Raw genomic sequence first — 16,122 nt, 5'->3', positions numbered from 1 at the left:
ATTTCTGGCCTTCGCCGCGACGCCAGCGCCGACGGCCGTCTCGGTCGTCGGTTGAATTAGTCGGTTCTACTGAACAGTATCGTTCAGATTCATTCGCTTTACCGAATGGATGCCGCGGCGCATACTGAACCCGACAGGCGCGTGATCCCGGCGCGCCCGAAGAAAAGGACACTACCCTCGTGACCATGTCGAACGCCGCCACAGACGCACGGCCGAACACCGATCACGTCGTCGCCCTCGTGCGCCGCTGGCTCGCTGAGAGCGCCGAGCACCCCGCCGATCCTGCCGCCGAACGCCTCGCCGGCGTGCTGAAAGACCCCAGGGGTCTCGACTTCACCGTCGGCTTCGTCGACGGCGTCATGCGGCCCGAAGACCTCGGCGTCGCCGGCCGCAACCTCGAGCAGGTCGCGAAGATCACGCCGAAATTCCTGCCGTGGTACCTGAAGGCCGCGATCAGGGCCGGCGGCGTCATCGCCCCGGTGTTCCCGTGGATCGTGATTCCGATCGCACGCCGCGTGCTGCGCGCCATGGTCGGCCACCTCGTGCTCGACGCGACCCCCGACAAGCTCGGCCCGGCCATCGCGGCGCTGCGCGAGTCGGGCAACGGCCTGAACCTGAATCTCCTCGGCGAGGCCGTGCTCGGTGAAGAGGAGGCCGACCGCCGGCTGGCCGGCACCTTCGAGTTCCTCGCCCGCGACGACGTCGACTACGTGTCGATCAAGGTCTCGAGCGTCGTCAGCCAACTCTCGATGTGGTCGTTCGACGAAGCCGTCGCCAAGGTCGTCGCGAAGCTCACCCCGCTCTACGAGCTCGCCGCCGCGAGCGCGGCGCGCGGCAAGGGCAAGTTCATCAACCTCGACATGGAGGAGTACCGCGACCTCGACCTGACGATCGCGGTCTTCACGACCCTGCTCGACCAGCCGCAGCTGCGCGGCCTCGAGGCGGGTATCGTGCTGCAGACCTACCTGCCCGACGCGCTCGGCGCGATGCAGGAACTCACGGCGTGGGCGAAGAACCGCCGCGCCGAGGGCGGCGCCCCCATCAAGGTGCGCGTCGTCAAGGGCGCGAACCTCGCGATGGAGCACGTCGACGCGGCCGTGCACGGCTGGCCGCTCGCGACCTACGACACCAAGCAGGACACCGACACGAACTACAAGCGCGTGCTCGACTGGTCGATGACCCCCGAGCGCACCGACGCGGTCAAACTCGGCGTCGCCGGCCACAACCTCTTCGACGTCGCCCACGCGTGGCTCACCGCCCGCGAGCGCGGCGTCGACTCGCGCGTCGAGTTCGAGATGCTGCTCGGCATGGCGACCGGCCAGGTCGAGGCCGTGCGCCGCGATGTCGGCAACCTGCTGCTCTACACGCCCGTCGTGAACCCGAGCGAGTTCGACGTTGCGATCGCGTACTTGATCCGCCGCCTCGAAGAGAACGCGAGTCACGACAACTTCATGTCGGCGGTGTTCGAACTCACCTCGAACGAGACGCTGTTCCAGCGCGAGCAGGCCCGCTACCGCGCCTCGCTCGCAGCGCTCGAGCCGTCGGTCGGGGCGGCGCCTTCGCCGAACCGCACCCAGAACCGGCGCACCGAGTGGACCGACGAGACCCTCGCCGCCGCGATGACCGTTCCCGAGGCTCCGGCGCCCGGCACCGAGCACGAGCACGACCCGTCGCTCACGAGCGTCGTGCTCGGCATCACGCGCGGGTCCGACGGCTCCGGCGGCATCGACGGCTCCGAACTGGCGGATGCCGCGGCATCCGCGGGGCTCGATGCCGCCGGCCCCGGGGCCACGCCGGGCTTCCGCAACGAACCCGACACCGACCCGGCACTCGCGCCGAACCGAGAGTGGGGCCGCCGCATCCTCGAGCGGGTGGCCACCTCCCGGCTCGGCCTCGACACGATCGCGGCAGCGCGCATCGACGACGCGGGCACCCTCGAGCGGGTCGTCCAGACCGTCGCCGCCCGCGGCCGCGCCTGGGGCGAGCTGCCCGGCGCGGAACGTGCGGCGGTGCTGCACCGTGCCGGCTACGCGCTCGCCGCGAACCGCGACCGCCTCATCGAGGTCATGGCCGCCGAGACCGGCAAGACCATCGCCGAGTCCGACCCCGAGATCAGCGAGGCGATCGACTTCGCGCACTACTACGCCGAGCGCGCCCGGGAGCTCGACCACGTGCAGGGCGCGATCTTCGTGCCGTCCCGGCTGACGGTCATCACCCCGCCGTGGAACTTCCCGGTCGCGATCCCCGCGGGCGGTGTGCTCTCCGCGCTCGCCGCGGGCTCGGGCGTCATCATCAAACCCGCGAAGCTCGCGCAGCGCTCGGGCGCGGTCATGGTCGAGGCGCTGTGGGAGGCCGGAATCCCTCGCGAACTGCTCACCCTCGTCGACATCGGCGAACGGGAGCTCGGCAAGGAGCTCATCTCCCACCCGGCGGTCGACCGGGTCATTCTCACCGGCGCCTACGAGACCGCACAGCTGTTCCGCTCGTTCCGGGCCGACCTGCCCCTGCTCGCCGAGACGAGCGGCAAGAATGCGATCATCGTGACGCCCTCGGCGGACCTCGACCTCGCGGCATCCGATGTCGTGAAGAGCGCCTTCGGACATGCGGGCCAGAAGTGCTCGGCCGCCTCGCTCGTGATCCTCGTCGGCTCCGTCGCGAAGTCGGAGCGGTTCCGCCGCCAGCTCGTCGACGCGACGAAGTCGCTGCGGGTCGGCTGGCCCGAGCAGGCGACGAGCCAGATGGGCCCGATCGTCGAGCCCGCGAACGGCAAGCTGCTGCACGCGCTCACCCAGCTCGGCATCGGCGAGGAGTGGCTCGTCGAGCCGGAGCAGCTCGACGCCACCGGGCGGCTCTGGTCGCCCGGCATCCGCACGGGCGTCGCGGCCGGCTCGTACTTCCACCTCACCGAGTTCTTCGGCCCCGTGCTCGGCGTCATGCATGCGAAGAACCTCGACGAGGCGATCCGCCTGCAGAATGCCGTCGACTACGGTCTGACGGCGGGCTTGCACTCGCTCGATTCCGTCGAACTCGCAACCTGGTTCGACCGTGTCGAGGCGGGCAACCTCTACGTCAACCGGGGCATCACCGGTGCGATCGTCGAGCGCCAGCCGTTCGGCGGCTGGAAGCGCTCGGCGGTCGGTGCCGGGGCGAAGGCCGGCGGCCCGAACTACCTCTTCGGCCTCGGCGAGTGGCTGCCGCAGCACGGCACGTCGTCGAGCACCCTGCACCTGCGGGGGCTCGAGAAGCGCGTCGCCGAGCTCATCGAGGCGTCGCAGTCGGCGCTCGATTACGACGCGTTCGACCTGTTGCGTCGCTCGGCGCTCTCCGACGAGCTCGCCTGGGCCGAGGAGTACGGCGTCGTGAAGGATGTCTCCGGTGTCGGCGTCGAGCGCAACCTCTTCCGCTACCGGCCGCTGCCCGTGACGGTGCGCATCGGCGAGCACGCAACCCTCGCCGAAGGGCTCCGCGTCATCGCGGCCGGCCTGCTCGCGAAGTCGAAGCTCTCGGTGTCGACCGCGGTCGAGCTGCCGAAGGGCGTGCGCACGCTGCTCGCCGCGCGCGAGGTGAAGGTTGTGCGCGAGGGCGACGCGGACTGGCTCGGCCGGGCGGCGAAGCGCGGCATCGCGACCCCGCGTGTGCGGCTCGTCGGCGGCGGGGCATCCGCTCTCGCCGAGGCGCTCGGCGGCACTCCGGATGTCGCGGTGTGGGCGCACCCCGTGACGCCGTCGGGCCGCGTCGAAATGCTGCCGTTCCTGCACGAACAGGCGATCTCGATCACGAACCACCGGTTCGGCAACCCGACGACCATCAGCGCCGGCGTCATCTAGGCGCGATCCGAACGGATGCACAAGGGCGCTGTCGCGCCGGCGCCGTGCACCTCACGCTGGTCGAGTAGGCGCGCCAGCGCCGCATCGAGACCCTCGACCGGGCAGGTCTCGATACGCTCGCTTCGCTCGCTACTCGACCGGCGGAGGCTCGCTACTCGACCGGCGGAGGCTCGCTACTCGACCGGCGGAGGCTCGCTACTCGACCGGCGGAGGCTCGCTACTCGACCAGCGGAGGCTCGCTACTCGACCAGCGGAGGCTCGCTACTCGACCAGCGGAGGCTCGCTACTCGACCGGCGGAGGCTCGCTACTCGACCGGCGGGGTGGTCGCATCGCGCCCGCGATTGCGGCGACGGATGCGACGTGGTGCGCGCCCGCCCACGAATGAGCGTGCCGCGTCGACGACGAAGCCCTGCCGCAGTGCTTCGCGGCCGATGAGCATGCGGAAGCCCATCTCATCGCGATTGGTGAGCGTCACCTCGGCGGTCACAGCGCGATCGAGGAGCACCACGTCCATGAGCACGACGATGCGCTCTTCGGTGTGACCCGACGAGCTTCGCACCGAGCGTCGGTCGTGCACCGGGCACTCCACGACGACGGCGTCTGCATCGGTGTTCTGCCACGGATGCACCCCGAACCGCACGATCGCCGTCTCGCCGCGTCGAACCTCTTCGACGTCGAAGGCGTGCAGGGAAGAGGTGCGCGCACCCGTGTCGAGCTTCGCTTTGATCCACGGCACTTCGGCGCCAGGCAGGCTCACCCATTCGCGCCATCCCGCGATGGTGTTTGAATAGACGGGCTCTCTCACCCGAACATCTTCGCAGGGGTACACGATGAAACTGGCGATCCTCTCGCGCGCCCCGCAGGCGTACTCGACCCAGCGCCTCCGCACGGCCGCGCAGCAGCGTGGGCACGAGGTCAAGGTACTCGACACCCTGCGGTTCGCGATCGACCTCGCGGGGCCCGAACCCGACCTGCAGTACCGCGGGCGGCGCCTCTCCGACTACGACGCCGTGCTGCCGCGCATCGGCAACTCGGTGACGTACTTCGGCACCGCGGTGGTACGCCAGTTCGAGCAGATGGACGTCTACACGCCCAACACCGCCAACGGCATCACGAACTCGCGTGACAAGCTGCGAGCCAACCAGATCCTCTCCCGTCACAACATCGGGATGCCGGCGACGGCGTTCGTGCGCAATCGCGCCGACGTGCGCCCTGCGATCGAGCGGGTCGGCGGCGCGCCCGTCGTCATCAAGCTGCTCGAGGGCACGCAGGGCATCGGCGTCATCCTCGCCCCCGAGGTCAAGGTCGCCGAGGCGATCATCGAGACCCTGCACTCGACGAAGCAGAACGTGCTGATCCAGCGGTTCATCAAAGAGAGCCGGGGCCGCGACATCCGTGCCCTCGTCGTCGGCGACCGGGTGGTCGCGGCGATGCGGCGCAGCGCGAGCGGCGACGAGTTCCGCTCGAACGTGCACCGCGGTGGCACCGTCGAAGCCGTCGAGCTGACGCCGGAGTACGAGCTGGCGGCCGTGCGTTCGGCCCAGATCATGGGCCTGCGGGTCGCAGGTGTCGACATGCTCGAGGGCGACGAGGGGCCGCTCGTGATGGAGGTCAACTCCTCGCCCGGCCTCGAGGGCATCGAGTCGGCCACGAAGCTCGACGTTGCCGGCGCCATCATCGACCACATCGCGAACCAGGTCGGATTTCCCGAGGTCGACGTGCGTCAGCGTCTCACCGTCTCGACCGGCTACGGCGTCGCCGAGCTCGTCGTGCGCGGCGGCGCCGATCTCGTCGGCACCACCCTCGGCGATTCCGGACTCTGGGAGCGCGACATCACCGTGCTCACCCTGCACCGTGGCACGAACGTCATTCCGAACCCGCGCAAGGGCGTCGAGCTGCAGGCCGAAGACCGGCTGCTCTGCTTCGGCAAGCTCGAGGAGATGCGCTCGATGATCCCCGAGCGTCGTCGCCGCGGCGCGAAGGTGCGCAAGCTCCCGAAGCGGCCGATCCCGGAAGACTGATTCCTCGCGTTCCGCGGAATCCGGCGGGTCTGGCGGAATCGAATGGGCGCAGACGGATGCCTCGGTGTGCGGGCGGTGGGCACGCGCGGGTCGCGCTCAGTGCTGGAGGGCGGCACGCACGATCGCGAGGGCCCGCTCGGCATCGAGGCCGAGTTGCGCGATGCGGTCGGCGTAGGCAGATGCCGCGAGCTGCGCCTGCTGCTCGGTCGGGTCTCCGGTCGCCGAGACGAACGAGCCGTTGCGGCCGCGCGTCTCGATGACATGGTCGCGCTCGAGCTCCCGATACGCGCGGGCGACCGTGTTGGCCGCGAGGCCGAGTTCGGTGGCGAGCGTGCGCACCGGCGGCAGCCGCATGCCGGCGACCAGGGTGCCGTCGCGCACGCCGTCGATGACCGCCCGGCGCAATTGTTCGTACGGTGGTACGGATGACTCGGGGTCGAGCTCGAGCAGCATCAGAGGTTCTCGACGGTCGGCGCCGACGATCCGTAGGCACTGGGCTGCGTTTCGGCGAACTGCGCGGGCCAGAGCCGCTTGAGGTAGTAGCGGGCGGGGCGAAGCGCGATCGAGAAGGCGCCGACGACCAGCAGCGCGAGCAGCAGTGCATACGTGATGACGCTGCCGATGACCTGGCCGGTCTCCGCCGCAGACCCGGTCCATTCGGGCCGGGCGGTGATCGAGGCCAGGACGACGACCCCTCCTGCCATCAGGGGTACCGAGACGATGTCGCGGAGCGTCTGGGCGCGGAGCGCATCGTCCCAGCGCAGCAACTCTTCGCTCACAGCCGGCTGCGGTCGTGACACGAGTGCCGCGGAGGCCCACTCGGCCACGGCGAGCGCCGCGATGGCGGCGAGGGCGGTGGCGCCGGCGAGCAGTCGAGATTCGACAGGAGTGGGCAGGATGGCGACGGTGACCGTCAGCAGGCTGCCGACCGCCACCAGGATGCGAGCCCCCACGTGTTCGATGGGAGCGACGTAGTCGGCAACCGAGGGGCGGGGGACTCGCGCAACGCGTGGGCCGTGGCGACGTACCTCGGGCGGCGCAGGCAGAATCGAGATCGCCGTGCCGATTCCGTGCCCCGTGAGGACGAGACCGGCGAGCACGAGCCCGGCGACCGGAGAGAGGCCCGCGCCCCACTCGTCGTGCGTGGTCAACACACCACTCACGGCGACGAGCGCTCCGACGCCGGTTCCGGCCACCGTGCCGACGGCGCCCCAGCGTGCGCGGAGCCGGAGTCGTTCGCCGATGGTGCGTTCGAGCTCGACGTCTCCGTCGAGCGGAAGCCCGACCGTTCGAGCGAAACGACCGATCGCCGGTGGCCGAGACATCCACATCGGGGAGATCGCTGCCACCACCGCGACGAGCGCGAGAACGCTGAGCATGAACCATTCGGACGAGTCGAGAGACATGCCGTTAATGTATTACTACAAACCCCCATCGTCAAGCCTCGCCGAGGGCTTCACGCGCAGGGTGCGCTCGTCGCGGACCGACCCGTCGGGGTGGTACCGGCGCCACAGGCCGACCTTCGTGCCGTGGTCGTACTCGCCTTCGTCCATGAGCTCGCCGCTCGCATGCCAGCGCTTCCACGGGCCGTGCTGCTCGTCGCGCACGAAGGAGCCCTTCTGCAGCGGCTGCCCGTTGTCGCGCCACCACTGCCAGAGCCCGTCGAGGGTGTCGTCGACGCGGTCGCCGATCGCCTTCAGTCGCCCGTCGCGGTACCAGTAGCGCCAAGGGCCCTGCTGCACCCCGTGCACAAAGTCGCCCTCTTCGGAGACAGCGCCATTCGCGAAGCGCTGCTGCCACAGCCCGTGCTTGCGGCCCTCGGCGTCGAGAGCGTTCGGCGCCGGCGTCTTGCTCGGCGTGCGGCTCGCGGCATCCGCGTCGCCCTGAACTGCTCGATGAGTCATCGTCAGTCCCTGTTGCGGTTGACCAATCGCGACAGCACGATCGCGCTGCGGGTGTGGTCGACGTTCGGGGCGATGCGCACTCGCTCGAGCGCGTCTTCGAGCGAGGTGATGTCGCGGGCGCGCATGTGCACGATCGCGTCGGCACTGCCGGTGACGGTGCCCGCGTAGACGACCTCGGGCACCCCCTGCAGGATGCGCTGCAGTTCGTCGGGCGCGACGGTGCCGCGGCAGAAGAGCTCGACGTACGCTTCGGTCGACATGCCGTCGACGGCGGGGTCGACCTGGATCGTGAACGAGCGGATGACTCCGTCGGCGACGAGCCGGTCGACTCGACGCTTCACGGCCGACGCCGAGAGGCCCACCGCCGACCCGATGTCGCCGTAGCCAGCCCGGGAGTTCTGCCGAAGCAGGTCGAGGATGGCGCGATCGAGGTTGTCCATGCTCGGATTGTACGTCGATCCGTTGCGCTCCCACAGCGCGTCGCGCACTTTTCCTGCGCCGCGCGCACGGTCCCACTCGGAGACGACGCCGATGCCGTCCCGCCTGGAATCGCCGGCCATCCGGCCTCGTGGCGCCGGTGCTACCGTCGAATCATGACCCCGCAGGAGCTCGAGAACTTCGCTCACCTGCGCCGTGCCCGCGATCTGATCGATCGCGAGTACGCGAAACCGCTCGACGTACCGACCATGGCGAGCCGGGCGCTCATGTCGCCCGCGCACTTCTCGCGCCGATTCCGCGCGGCATACGGTGAGACGCCGTACAGCTACCTGATGACCCGCAGAATCGAACGGGCGATGGCGTTGCTGCGTGCGGGCGTGAGCGTCACCGAAGCGTGCATGGCGGTCGGCTGTACTTCGCTCGGCTCGTTCAGCTCGCGGTTCACCGAGATCGTCGGCGAGACCCCGACGGCCTACCGGAGCCAGGAGCACGACGCCGTCAAGGCCATGCCCGCTTGCGTCGCGAAAACCTACACGCGCCCGGTCCGAAACGCATCGAGCAGAAACGGAGAAGCGACCTCGGAAGACGCGGCGTAATGTCTCGATCATGACCATCGCACTCCAGTACACGAACATCACCGTCAACGACGTCGACGAGTCGCTCCCCTTCTACCGCGACGCGCTCGGTCTCGACGTGCAGAACGACGTGGCCTCCGGCGAGTTCAGGTGGGTCACGCTCGGCAGCGACGCGCAGCCCGGCCTCGGCATCGTGCTCTCCGTGCCGCACGCTGGTCGCTCCGAGGCTGACGGTGACGCGATCCAGGAGCTCCTCGTCAAGGGCCAACTGCCGATGCTCGTGTTCCGCTCCGATGACGTCGATGCGACGTTCGAGACCGTGCGGGCATCCGGCGCCGAGGTGCTCCAGGAGCCCATCGACCAGGGCTGGGGCCCGCGCGACTGCGCGTTCCGCGACCCGTCGGGCAACACCGTGCGCATCTCGCAGGCGCCCGCGGCCTGACGGCTCAGGCGAAATCTCGCGACTCGCTCGGTGAGAGCGCGATGTTCAGCCGTAGGCTTTCGGGATGCCTCTGAATTCGCCCGTGCGTCTCGCTGTGCAGGTGCAGCAACAGCACGCCCAATACCCCGCCATCCGTGACACGGTGTTGCGTCTCGAAGACCTCGGTGTCGACGTCGTCTTCAACTGGGACCACTTCTTCCCACTCACGGGTGACCGCGACGGGCTGCACTTCGAGGCGTGGTCGATGCTCGGCGCTTGGGCGGAGCAGACCGAGCGCATCGAGTTCGGCTCCCTCGTGAACTGCAACTCGTACCGGAACGCCGACCTGCAGGCGGACATGGCCCGTACCCTCGACCACATCAGCGCAAAGGGCGGCACGGGCCGGTTCATCTTCGCCACGGGTTCCGGGTGGTTCGAGCGCGACTTCGACGAGTACGGCTACGAGTTCGGCACTCGTGGATCCCGGCTGAACGCACTCGCCGCCGCGATGCCACGCATCGAGGCCCGTTGGGCGAAGCTCAACCCGCCGCCGACCCGAGACATTCCGGTCATGATCGGCGGCAAGGGGGAGCAGAAGACGCTCCGCATCGTGGCGCAGCATGCGGACATCTGGCACTCCTTCGTTCCGCCGGCCGAGTTGCCGCACAAGCTCGACGTGCTCGCTCGCTGGGGCGACGAGGTCGGGCGGGATGTCTCGGAGATCACCGTCTCGAACGAACTTGATCGATCGGGCGTCGACGTCGAGCACGCCGACGCGCTGTTCGCGGCGGGAGTTCGACTCTTCACGCTCGGCATCACCGGGCCCGACTACGAGCTCGGCCCCGTGCGGCGCTGGTTGGACTGGCGCGACGCGAAGAACGGCTGAGGCTGCGTCAGCCGGCGAGCACCTGCATCGTCAGGGAGCCATCGGGGTGCCAGGTCACGTCGACGCTCGGAGTCGAGGTGCCGTAGAGGGAGCCACTGAGCCGGAGGCCGTCAGGAGGAAAGCGACCATCGGTTGTGCACGTCCCGGCGCCGCCGTCGCTCCCGAACGGGACGAACAGGCACAACTCCGAGTCGTCGCGTGCGCCGTAGACCGGTAGACCGTCGGCCCTGGTGGCGAGGAGCCGATACTCGAGTGGGCCGTTGCCGTAGCTCATCAGTGGGCTCGTGCCCGGTGAATCGGCGGCGGTCGCGGGTCGCAGGAACACGTCTGCTGCGGGAGAGTCCGCCGCGACCGGCAGCGATTCGAGGAACTCGGCCTGCGTGCGCGGACCAAGGAACACCGTCGGGGTCGCGCCGGCTGCGGCCGCGTCGGATGCTTCGCGCTCCCCGAGCTGCCACCCGGCCAGGAGGCCGATGACGAGCGCTGCGGTCCCGGCGATGACGGCCGTGCGATACCTGCGTTGTCGCGAGGACCTACTGCGTCTGTCGATCGCGTCGGCCGCCGTGCCGGTTCCCTCGTGGGTGTCGGATGCCGCGTCGGCGGCTCGAACCGGTGACGGAACGGATTCGGTGATTTCCGCCGCGGCCGAACGCAGGGCGTCGAGCTCGCGGGCGGCATTCACCCGTTCCTCGTCACTCGCCCCGGCGCCGTAGATGAGCTCGTGCAGCCGGGCGATCCGCTCCTCCTGGTCGGGGTTCACTTCGTGCCCTCCACGACATCACCGGAGATGGGCAGCACCTTCGGTGGGGCGACGGTGGTGATCTCGACCGCTCCGTCGGGGCGCCAGCGCACGGTCATCGGGATGGATTCGTCAGGGTACAGGTACCCGACGGCGAGCCCATCGTCGCTCATCGCACTGTAGGTGCTGCATGCGACTCCGGCGTCCTCCATGGTGGAACCCACTGCGACCAGGCAGACATCGGCGCCTCGCCTCGCCCCGTACACGGCGAGCCCGTCGGAGCGGGTGAGCAGCAGCCGCACGCTCGCAGAGTCGAGCTCGAACGCCGTCACCCAGGTGGCCTGCGTTGCGTCCACCTCGGTCGCCGCGCGTTCGAGTATTGCCGGCAGCTGGGTGTCGGGCAGGGGAATCATCGACTCGGGCAGTGGGCCACCGGTGGGCGACGCCATCGGCAGTGCGGTCGGTGGCGCCTGGCTCGACAGCGTCACCGATGCCGCCGGCTCCGTCACTGTGCGAGTGCCGAGCTGCCACCCGGCCATGAGCCCGATGGCGAGCGCAGCGACGCCCGCGACGATCGCCCAGCGGGGATCGCGGGCATCAGCGCCCCACCATGGAGCCGCCGTCGTCGAAGTCGCATCGTCGACGAGCGTCGGCGTCGGCGGCTCCTGAGCGGGTGCCATCGGTGCCGCGGCCGACTCTGCGTCCGATTCCGCGCGCCTCAGAGCATCGAGTTCGGCGGCGGCCGCCGAACGTTCTGCCTCGGAAACGTCGGCGCCGTAGATGAGCCGTTGCAGCCGCGCGACCTGTTGGGCGTCGGCATCGAGACGGGAATCCCGGTCGGAATCGCGATCGGGTTCCACCATGCCGGCCTCCGTCGCTGCGCCGGAACCGCTGTCGAACAGCACGGGCCGGATCGGTCTCCAGAATGCCGCAGTGACCGACCGTCGGCAAACCGGCTGGAGACGCGTGAGTGGAGACATCCGGCCCCAGACTCTGCACGACGTCGACGTCGAGCACCCCGGCGGGCTGTTCGGAGCAGTGTCGGCGCTACCGCAGCATCGACAACAGGTGCGTCGCGACCTGCGTCGGTGTGAGCGCGGTCATGGCTGGCAGGTGCAGCACGTAGCGCGCGAAGATCACCCCGATGATGGCGGTCGCCATGCGGCGTGCGCGCTCCTGCCCGAATTCCGCGACCAGTGCGCCGAATACCGTGTGCTGCAGATATGACATCAGCGTCGGCGAGCGTTCATCGCCGGTCGCGAGGTGGTGCGCGAATTCCACCAGTCGCGCACCGTTCTCCGGGTCCTCCCACACCGTGACGAGTCCGCGCACGAGCAGGGCGAGGTCGATGTGCCCATCCTCATCGGTAGATGCAGCGACCACATGATGCGGGGCTGCGCGAAGTGAGACGGCTGCTGCGATCAGGGCGTCACGCGAACCGAAGTGATAATTGACCAAAGTGTGACTCACGCCCACTTCTTCGGCGAGCTTTCGCGCCGAAACCGAGGCCAGGTCGCCCGATTCGAAGTGCTGGTGGGCAGCATTCAGCAGGCGTTGACGCGCCGTGGCATCACCTCGTGGCCGCCCGGCTTTCTTATTGACCATGCTCGCATCATCACACGGGCGAGGCGATCGTGAACACATGAGCACTCACATCGATACGGACTGCGTGATCGTCGGCGGCGGTCCCGCCGGACTCATGATGGCATTGCTCCTGCTACGCCAAGGACTCGAGGTCACGGTCGTCGAGAAGCATGCCGATTTCCTGCGCGACTTCCGCGGCGACACGATCCATCCCTCTACCCAACAGCTGCTCGGTGAGCTCGGCCTTCTCGACGAGTTCCTCACTCGGCCGCACGCGGACATGCCCCGTGTCGGCCTGAGCTGGCACGGCACAGAGCTCACTCTCGCCGACTTCACCCGGCTACCCACCCGACGCAAGGTCATGACGTTCATGCCGCAGTGGGACTTCCTCGATCTCCTGGCCGACACCGCGGCGAAGCATCCGGGATTCCGCCTGCTCCGCTCGACTCGGATCGACGGACTCATCAGGGAAGGCGGTCGCATCAGCGGCGTCACGGGCGCAGGGCCGGATGGTGCGGTGAGCGTGAGCGCGCGCCTTGTGGTCGACGCATCCGGCCGGGACTCGGAGGTCCGTGCGGCCGCCGGTCTCATCCCGGCCGGCACTGCTGCAGCGATGGACGTGCTGTGGTTTCGACTGACGAAGCGCGCAGGCGAGACCTACCCGTTCGTCCAAGCCGGCGCCGGAATGATCATCACGATCGACCGCGGCGACTTCTTCCAGATCGCGCACGTCATCCCGGCAGGAACCTGGGCTGGCACCGAAGACGACCTTGCACGCATGAGGTCGCGCATCGCGCTCATCTCGCCACAGATGACGGATCCCGTCGCCTCGATCACGAGCGACGACGTGCACCTTCTGCGGGTGAAACTCGAGCGGCTGCGCCGCTGGCACGCCGACGGGATGCTGTGCATCGGCGACTCCGCGCACGCGATGTCGCCGGCCGGGGGCGTCGGCATCAACCTCGCGATCCAGGATGCCGTGGCGGCCGCGCGCATCCTCGGACCGGTGCTGTGCGTGCGCGTGCCGCGAGGGGCCGACCTGCACCGGGTGCAGCGCCGTCGTGCCTGGCCGGTACGGATCACCCAGTTCGTGCAGCGGCGGATGCAAGGCGCGGTCCTCTCTTCGCGTGAACCTGGTTCGCCGATGCCCTTGCCGCTGCGGATGCTGCGCGATCATCCACGGCTCACATTTCTGACGGGGCGGTTCATCGGTCTGGGGGCACGGCCCGAATCTGCCGGGATCCAGCCCGGTCCACGATCGAGGCTCCCGGGTCGCGTTGGCGCCGGAGACGAGCCGTTGCAGCGACCGACTGTCGGCAAACCGGCCGGAGACGCGTGAGTCGCGGCATCCGACCCCCAAGCTCTGCATGGAAGCTGCGTGCCGGCATCGAACGAGCACGAATATTGCGCCATATGCCACCAACCACGCCGCATTTCCCTTCACACTTGGAGTGGCGTCTCGACGACGGCGTAATCCGAACACTTCGTCGAGGCTCGCGAGAGTGACCTGGTCCGCCGGCAGTGCAGTCCATGCGGATGCCGCGAGCCCACGAGGCCGCGCAGCATCCGCTCACCTCTCGAAGGAGTGAGATGTCGACCGTGATCGAGACCGGGGAGCAGCCCGGCGAGCAGCGCCGAACCAGGCCCGAGCGCCGCGCCACCGGGCGCACCGTGCTCATGTGCCGCCCCGAGCATTTCACCGTGGTCTACCGCATCAACCCGTGGATGAACCCGGCACAGCCGACGAACACGAGCCTCGCGCTCGCGCAGTGGCAGGTGCTCTACGACACGTACCTCGAACTCGGATACGAGGTGGCGCTGATCGATCCGATCGCGGGGCTGCCCGACATGGTCTACGCGGCCAATGGCGGCTTCGTCATCGACGGCATCGCGTACGGCGCGAAGTTCGCGCACGCCGAACGGCAGCCCGAGGGGCCGGCGTACATGCGCTGGTTCCGTGAGGCGGGCCTCGAGGTGCGGGTGCCCGAAGAGGTCAACGAGGGCGAGGGCGACTTCCTGCTCGTCGGCGATGCGGTCCTCGCGGGCACGGGATTCCGCAGCGATTCGCGTTCGCACGCCGAACTCGCCGCGATCTTCGGCCGCGAGGTCGTCACACTCCGGCTCGTGGACCCGAACTTCTATCACCTCGACACGGCGATCGCGGTACTCGATCCGACGCCCGGCCAGGAGCACATCGCGTACCTGCCGAGTGCGTTCGACGAGGCATCCGTCGCCGTGCTGCGGGCGCGCTTTCCCGACGCCATCATCGTGAACGAGGCGGATGCCGCGGTGCTCGGCCTCAACTCGTTCAGCGACGGGTACAACGTGGTCATCGCCTCGCGGGCGACCGACTTCGAGCGGCAATTGCGTGAACACGGGTACCACCCGATCGGCGTCGACCTCTCCGAGCTGCTGCTCGGCGGCGGCGGCGTCAAATGCTGCACCCTGGAGCTGCGCCGATGACCGCCACGAACAACGCCGTGACCACCGACCTCACGAACGAGGCGATCGGGCTCGAAGAGGAGCACGCCGCGCACAACTACCACCCGCTGCCAGTGGTCGTCGCCTCGGGTGACGGCGCCTGGGTGACGGATGTCGGTGGGCGCCGCTACCTCGATTGCCTCGCCGCCTACTCGGCGGTGAACTTCGGACACGGCAACCCGCGGCTCGTCGAGGCGGCACAGGAGCAGCTCGGACGCATCACGCTCACGAGCCGCGCGTTCCACAACGACCGGCTCGGGCCGTTCGTCACCGAACTCGCCGCGCTCTGCGGCAAAGACCTGGTGCTGCCCATGAACACCGGCGCCGAGGCGGTCGAGTCGGGCATCAAGGTGGCACGCGCCTGGGGCTACCGGGTGAAGGGCGTGGCGCCGGATGCCGCGAACATCATCGTGATGGCCGGCAACTTCCACGGCCGCACGACGACGATCATCTCGTTCAGCGACGACCCCGACGCCCGCGCGGACTTCGGGCCGTACACGCCGGGCTTCCGTATGGTGCCCTACGGCGACGCCGACGCGATCGCCGCGGCCATCGACGAAAACACCGTCGCGGTGCTCGTGGAGCCCATCCAGGGCGAGGCCGGCATCGTCGTGCCGCCCGCGGGTTTCCTGCCGGCGGTGCGCGCGATCTGCTCCGAGCACAACGTGCTCATGATCGCGGACGAGATCCAGTCGGGGCTCGGCCGAGTCGGAGCGACCTTCGCCTGCGACCTCGTCGGCGTCGTGCCCGACCTCTACCTGCTCGGCAAGGCGCTCGGCGGCGGCATCGTGCCCGTGTCCGCTGTCGTCGGCGACCGGGATGTGCTCGGGGTGCTCCGGCCGGGCGAGCACGGGTCGACTTTCGGGGGCAATCCGCTCGCGGCATCCGTGGGGCTCGAAGTCGTGCGCATGCTCGCGAGCGGTCAGCCGCAGGAGCGTGCCCGGATGCTCGGCGCCCACTTGCAGTCGCGACTGCGCTCGCTCGTCGGGCGCGGCGTCGTCGACGTTCGCGGCGCCGGCCTCTGGGCGGGCATCGACATCGACCCGGCGCTCGCCACCGGACGCGAGGTGTGCGAGGCGCTCATGCGCCGCGGCGTGCTCGCGAAGGACACGCACGGTTCGACGATCCGCCTCGCGCCGCCGATCGTGGTGGAGCAGGCCGATCTCGACTGGGCCGTCGACCAATTCACGGTCGTGCTCGACGAGCTCACCGCACGGGTGGGCCTCGTGCGTCCCTAGCCAGCCG

Annotated in this window: 16 protein-coding genes; 8 read left to right on the top strand and 8 right to left on the bottom strand. The window is 69.2% G+C overall.

Translation table 11 applies throughout. From position 1 onward, the window contains the following. Positions 1–185 precede the first annotated feature (185 nt). Complete coding sequence (locus AC1C2S_RS06980; RefSeq protein ID WP_495353209.1) at positions 186–3,827, top strand: proline dehydrogenase family protein; 3,642 nt, start codon at positions 186–188, stop codon at positions 3,825–3,827. A gap of 305 nt (positions 3,828–4,132) precedes the next feature. Here the strand turns inward: AC1C2S_RS06980 and AC1C2S_RS06975 are convergent, their stop codons facing one another. Then, the gene (locus AC1C2S_RS06975) at positions 4,133–4,633 is read right to left on the bottom strand and encodes an ATP-dependent zinc protease family protein (protein WP_495351801.1); all 501 of its coding nucleotides are present in this window, start codon (positions 4,631–4,633) and stop codon (positions 4,133–4,135) included. 25 nt (positions 4,634–4,658) lie between these two features. Here AC1C2S_RS06975 and AC1C2S_RS06970 point away from each other — a divergent pair, with 25 nt between their 5' ends. Then, positions 4,659–5,849 carry a RimK family alpha-L-glutamate ligase gene (locus AC1C2S_RS06970; RefSeq protein WP_495351800.1) on the top strand — a complete coding sequence of 397 codons (1,191 nt, stop codon included), beginning with the start codon at positions 4,659–4,661 and terminating at the stop codon, positions 5,847–5,849. A 96-nt stretch (positions 5,850–5,945) separates the two neighbouring features. On the opposite strand, the gene AC1C2S_RS06965 is transcribed toward AC1C2S_RS06970, so the two are convergent. From AC1C2S_RS06965 to AC1C2S_RS06950, 4 genes are read right to left on the bottom strand one after another with little or no spacing between them, the layout of a single operon-like run. Continuing rightward, positions 5,946–6,302: a GntR family transcriptional regulator gene (locus AC1C2S_RS06965; protein ID WP_495351799.1), complete on the bottom strand. Its 357-nt coding sequence runs from the start codon at positions 6,300–6,302 to the stop codon at positions 5,946–5,948. Beyond that, positions 6,302–7,255: a hypothetical protein gene (locus AC1C2S_RS06960; RefSeq protein WP_495351798.1), complete on the bottom strand. Its 954-nt coding sequence runs from the start codon at positions 7,253–7,255 to the stop codon at positions 6,302–6,304. Before AC1C2S_RS06960 ends, AC1C2S_RS06965 begins: the two co-directional genes overlap by 1 nt. Positions 7,256–7,270: 15 nt before the next feature. Then, positions 7,271–7,753, bottom strand: coding sequence for a toxin-antitoxin system YwqK family antitoxin (locus tag AC1C2S_RS06955; RefSeq protein WP_495351797.1), 483 nt, complete (start codon positions 7,751–7,753; stop codon positions 7,271–7,273). A gap of 2 nt (positions 7,754–7,755) precedes the next feature. Beyond that, complete coding sequence (locus tag AC1C2S_RS06950; RefSeq protein WP_495353208.1) at positions 7,756–8,193, bottom strand: Lrp/AsnC family transcriptional regulator; 438 nt, start codon at positions 8,191–8,193, stop codon at positions 7,756–7,758. Between the two features lie 153 nt (positions 8,194–8,346). On the opposite strand from AC1C2S_RS06950, the gene AC1C2S_RS06945 reads away from it, so the two are divergent. The 3 genes from AC1C2S_RS06945 (at position 8,347) to AC1C2S_RS06935 (ending at position 10,073) form a co-directional block, all read left to right on the top strand. Beyond that, the gene (locus AC1C2S_RS06945; protein ID WP_495351796.1) at positions 8,347–8,787 is read left to right on the top strand and encodes a helix-turn-helix transcriptional regulator; all 441 of its coding nucleotides are present in this window, start codon (positions 8,347–8,349) and stop codon (positions 8,785–8,787) included. Between the two features lie 10 nt (positions 8,788–8,797). Then, entirely contained in the window at positions 8,798–9,208 is a 411-nt protein-coding gene (locus AC1C2S_RS06940) for a VOC family protein (RefSeq protein ID WP_495351795.1), read from the top strand. A 64-nt stretch (positions 9,209–9,272) separates the two neighbouring features. Further along, positions 9,273–10,073 (top strand): LLM class F420-dependent oxidoreductase, encoded by an 801-nt coding sequence (locus AC1C2S_RS06935; protein ID WP_495351794.1) that lies wholly within the window; start codon positions 9,273–9,275, stop codon positions 10,071–10,073. Positions 10,074–10,080: 7 nt separating this feature from the next. On the opposite strand, the gene AC1C2S_RS06930 is transcribed toward AC1C2S_RS06935, so the two are convergent. The 3 genes from AC1C2S_RS06930 to AC1C2S_RS06920 form a co-directional block, all read right to left on the bottom strand. Next, complete coding sequence (locus AC1C2S_RS06930; protein WP_495351793.1) at positions 10,081–10,833, bottom strand: hypothetical protein; 753 nt, start codon at positions 10,831–10,833, stop codon at positions 10,081–10,083. Beyond that, complete coding sequence (locus AC1C2S_RS06925; protein ID WP_495351792.1) at positions 10,830–11,675, bottom strand: hypothetical protein; 846 nt, start codon at positions 11,673–11,675, stop codon at positions 10,830–10,832. The genes AC1C2S_RS06930 and AC1C2S_RS06925 overlap by 4 nt, the downstream gene beginning before the upstream one ends. Before the next feature lie 184 nt (positions 11,676–11,859). Beyond that, positions 11,860–12,417, bottom strand: coding sequence for a TetR/AcrR family transcriptional regulator (locus AC1C2S_RS06920; RefSeq protein WP_495351791.1), 558 nt, complete (start codon positions 12,415–12,417; stop codon positions 11,860–11,862). 37 nt (positions 12,418–12,454) lie between these two features. Here AC1C2S_RS06920 and AC1C2S_RS06915 point away from each other — a divergent pair, with 37 nt between their 5' ends. The 3 genes from AC1C2S_RS06915 (at position 12,455) to rocD (ending at position 16,115) form a co-directional block, all read left to right on the top strand. Further along, positions 12,455–13,735, top strand: coding sequence for an FAD-dependent oxidoreductase (locus tag AC1C2S_RS06915; RefSeq protein ID WP_495351790.1), 1,281 nt, complete (start codon positions 12,455–12,457; stop codon positions 13,733–13,735). Positions 13,736–13,986: 251 nt separating this feature from the next. Beyond that, the gene (ddaH, locus tag AC1C2S_RS06910; RefSeq protein WP_495351789.1) at positions 13,987–14,859 is read left to right on the top strand and encodes a dimethylargininase; all 873 of its coding nucleotides are present in this window, start codon (positions 13,987–13,989) and stop codon (positions 14,857–14,859) included. Continuing rightward, on the top strand, positions 14,856–16,115 hold the full coding sequence (rocD, locus tag AC1C2S_RS06905; RefSeq protein WP_495351788.1) for an ornithine--oxo-acid transaminase: 1,260 nt from the start codon (positions 14,856–14,858) through the stop codon (positions 16,113–16,115). The genes ddaH and rocD overlap by 4 nt, the downstream gene beginning before the upstream one ends. The last annotated feature ends 7 nt before the right edge of the window (positions 16,116–16,122 follow it).

The sequence above is a fragment of the Agromyces sp. Y782 genome (genome assembly GCF_059445405.1).
The sequence above is the reverse complement of the archived record's forward strand: the minus strand, read 5'-3'. Positions and strand labels throughout refer to the sequence as shown.

What these genes read in the sequence shown, in the direction of transcription:
- AC1C2S_RS06980 (WP_495353209.1), top strand. Translation starts at nt 186, where the DNA reads ATGTCGAACGCCGCCACAGACGCACGGCCGAACACCGATCACGTCGTC.
- AC1C2S_RS06970 (WP_495351800.1), top strand. Translation starts at nt 4,659, where the DNA reads ATGAAACTGGCGATCCTCTCGCGCGCCCCGCAGGCGTACTCGACCCAG.
- AC1C2S_RS06965 (WP_495351799.1), bottom strand. Translation starts at nt 6,302, where the DNA reads ATGCTGCTCGAGCTCGACCCCGAGTCATCCGTACCACCGTACGAACAA.
- AC1C2S_RS06960 (WP_495351798.1), bottom strand. Translation starts at nt 7,255, where the DNA reads ATGTCTCTCGACTCGTCCGAATGGTTCATGCTCAGCGTTCTCGCGCTC.
- AC1C2S_RS06955 (WP_495351797.1), bottom strand. Translation starts at nt 7,753, where the DNA reads ATGACTCATCGAGCAGTTCAGGGCGACGCGGATGCCGCGAGCCGCACG.
- AC1C2S_RS06950 (WP_495353208.1), bottom strand. Translation starts at nt 8,193, where the DNA reads ATGGACAACCTCGATCGCGCCATCCTCGACCTGCTTCGGCAGAACTCC.
- AC1C2S_RS06945 (WP_495351796.1), top strand. Translation starts at nt 8,347, where the DNA reads ATGACCCCGCAGGAGCTCGAGAACTTCGCTCACCTGCGCCGTGCCCGC.
- AC1C2S_RS06940 (WP_495351795.1), top strand. Translation starts at nt 8,798, where the DNA reads ATGACCATCGCACTCCAGTACACGAACATCACCGTCAACGACGTCGAC.
- AC1C2S_RS06935 (WP_495351794.1), top strand. Translation starts at nt 9,273, where the DNA reads ATGCCTCTGAATTCGCCCGTGCGTCTCGCTGTGCAGGTGCAGCAACAG.
- AC1C2S_RS06925 (WP_495351792.1), bottom strand. Translation starts at nt 11,675, where the DNA reads ATGGTGGAACCCGATCGCGATTCCGACCGGGATTCCCGTCTCGATGCC.
- AC1C2S_RS06920 (WP_495351791.1), bottom strand. Translation starts at nt 12,417, where the DNA reads ATGGTCAATAAGAAAGCCGGGCGGCCACGAGGTGATGCCACGGCGCGT.
- AC1C2S_RS06915 (WP_495351790.1), top strand. Translation starts at nt 12,455, where the DNA reads ATGAGCACTCACATCGATACGGACTGCGTGATCGTCGGCGGCGGTCCC.
- ddaH (WP_495351789.1), top strand. Translation starts at nt 13,987, where the DNA reads ATGTCGACCGTGATCGAGACCGGGGAGCAGCCCGGCGAGCAGCGCCGA.
- rocD (WP_495351788.1), top strand. Translation starts at nt 14,856, where the DNA reads ATGACCGCCACGAACAACGCCGTGACCACCGACCTCACGAACGAGGCG.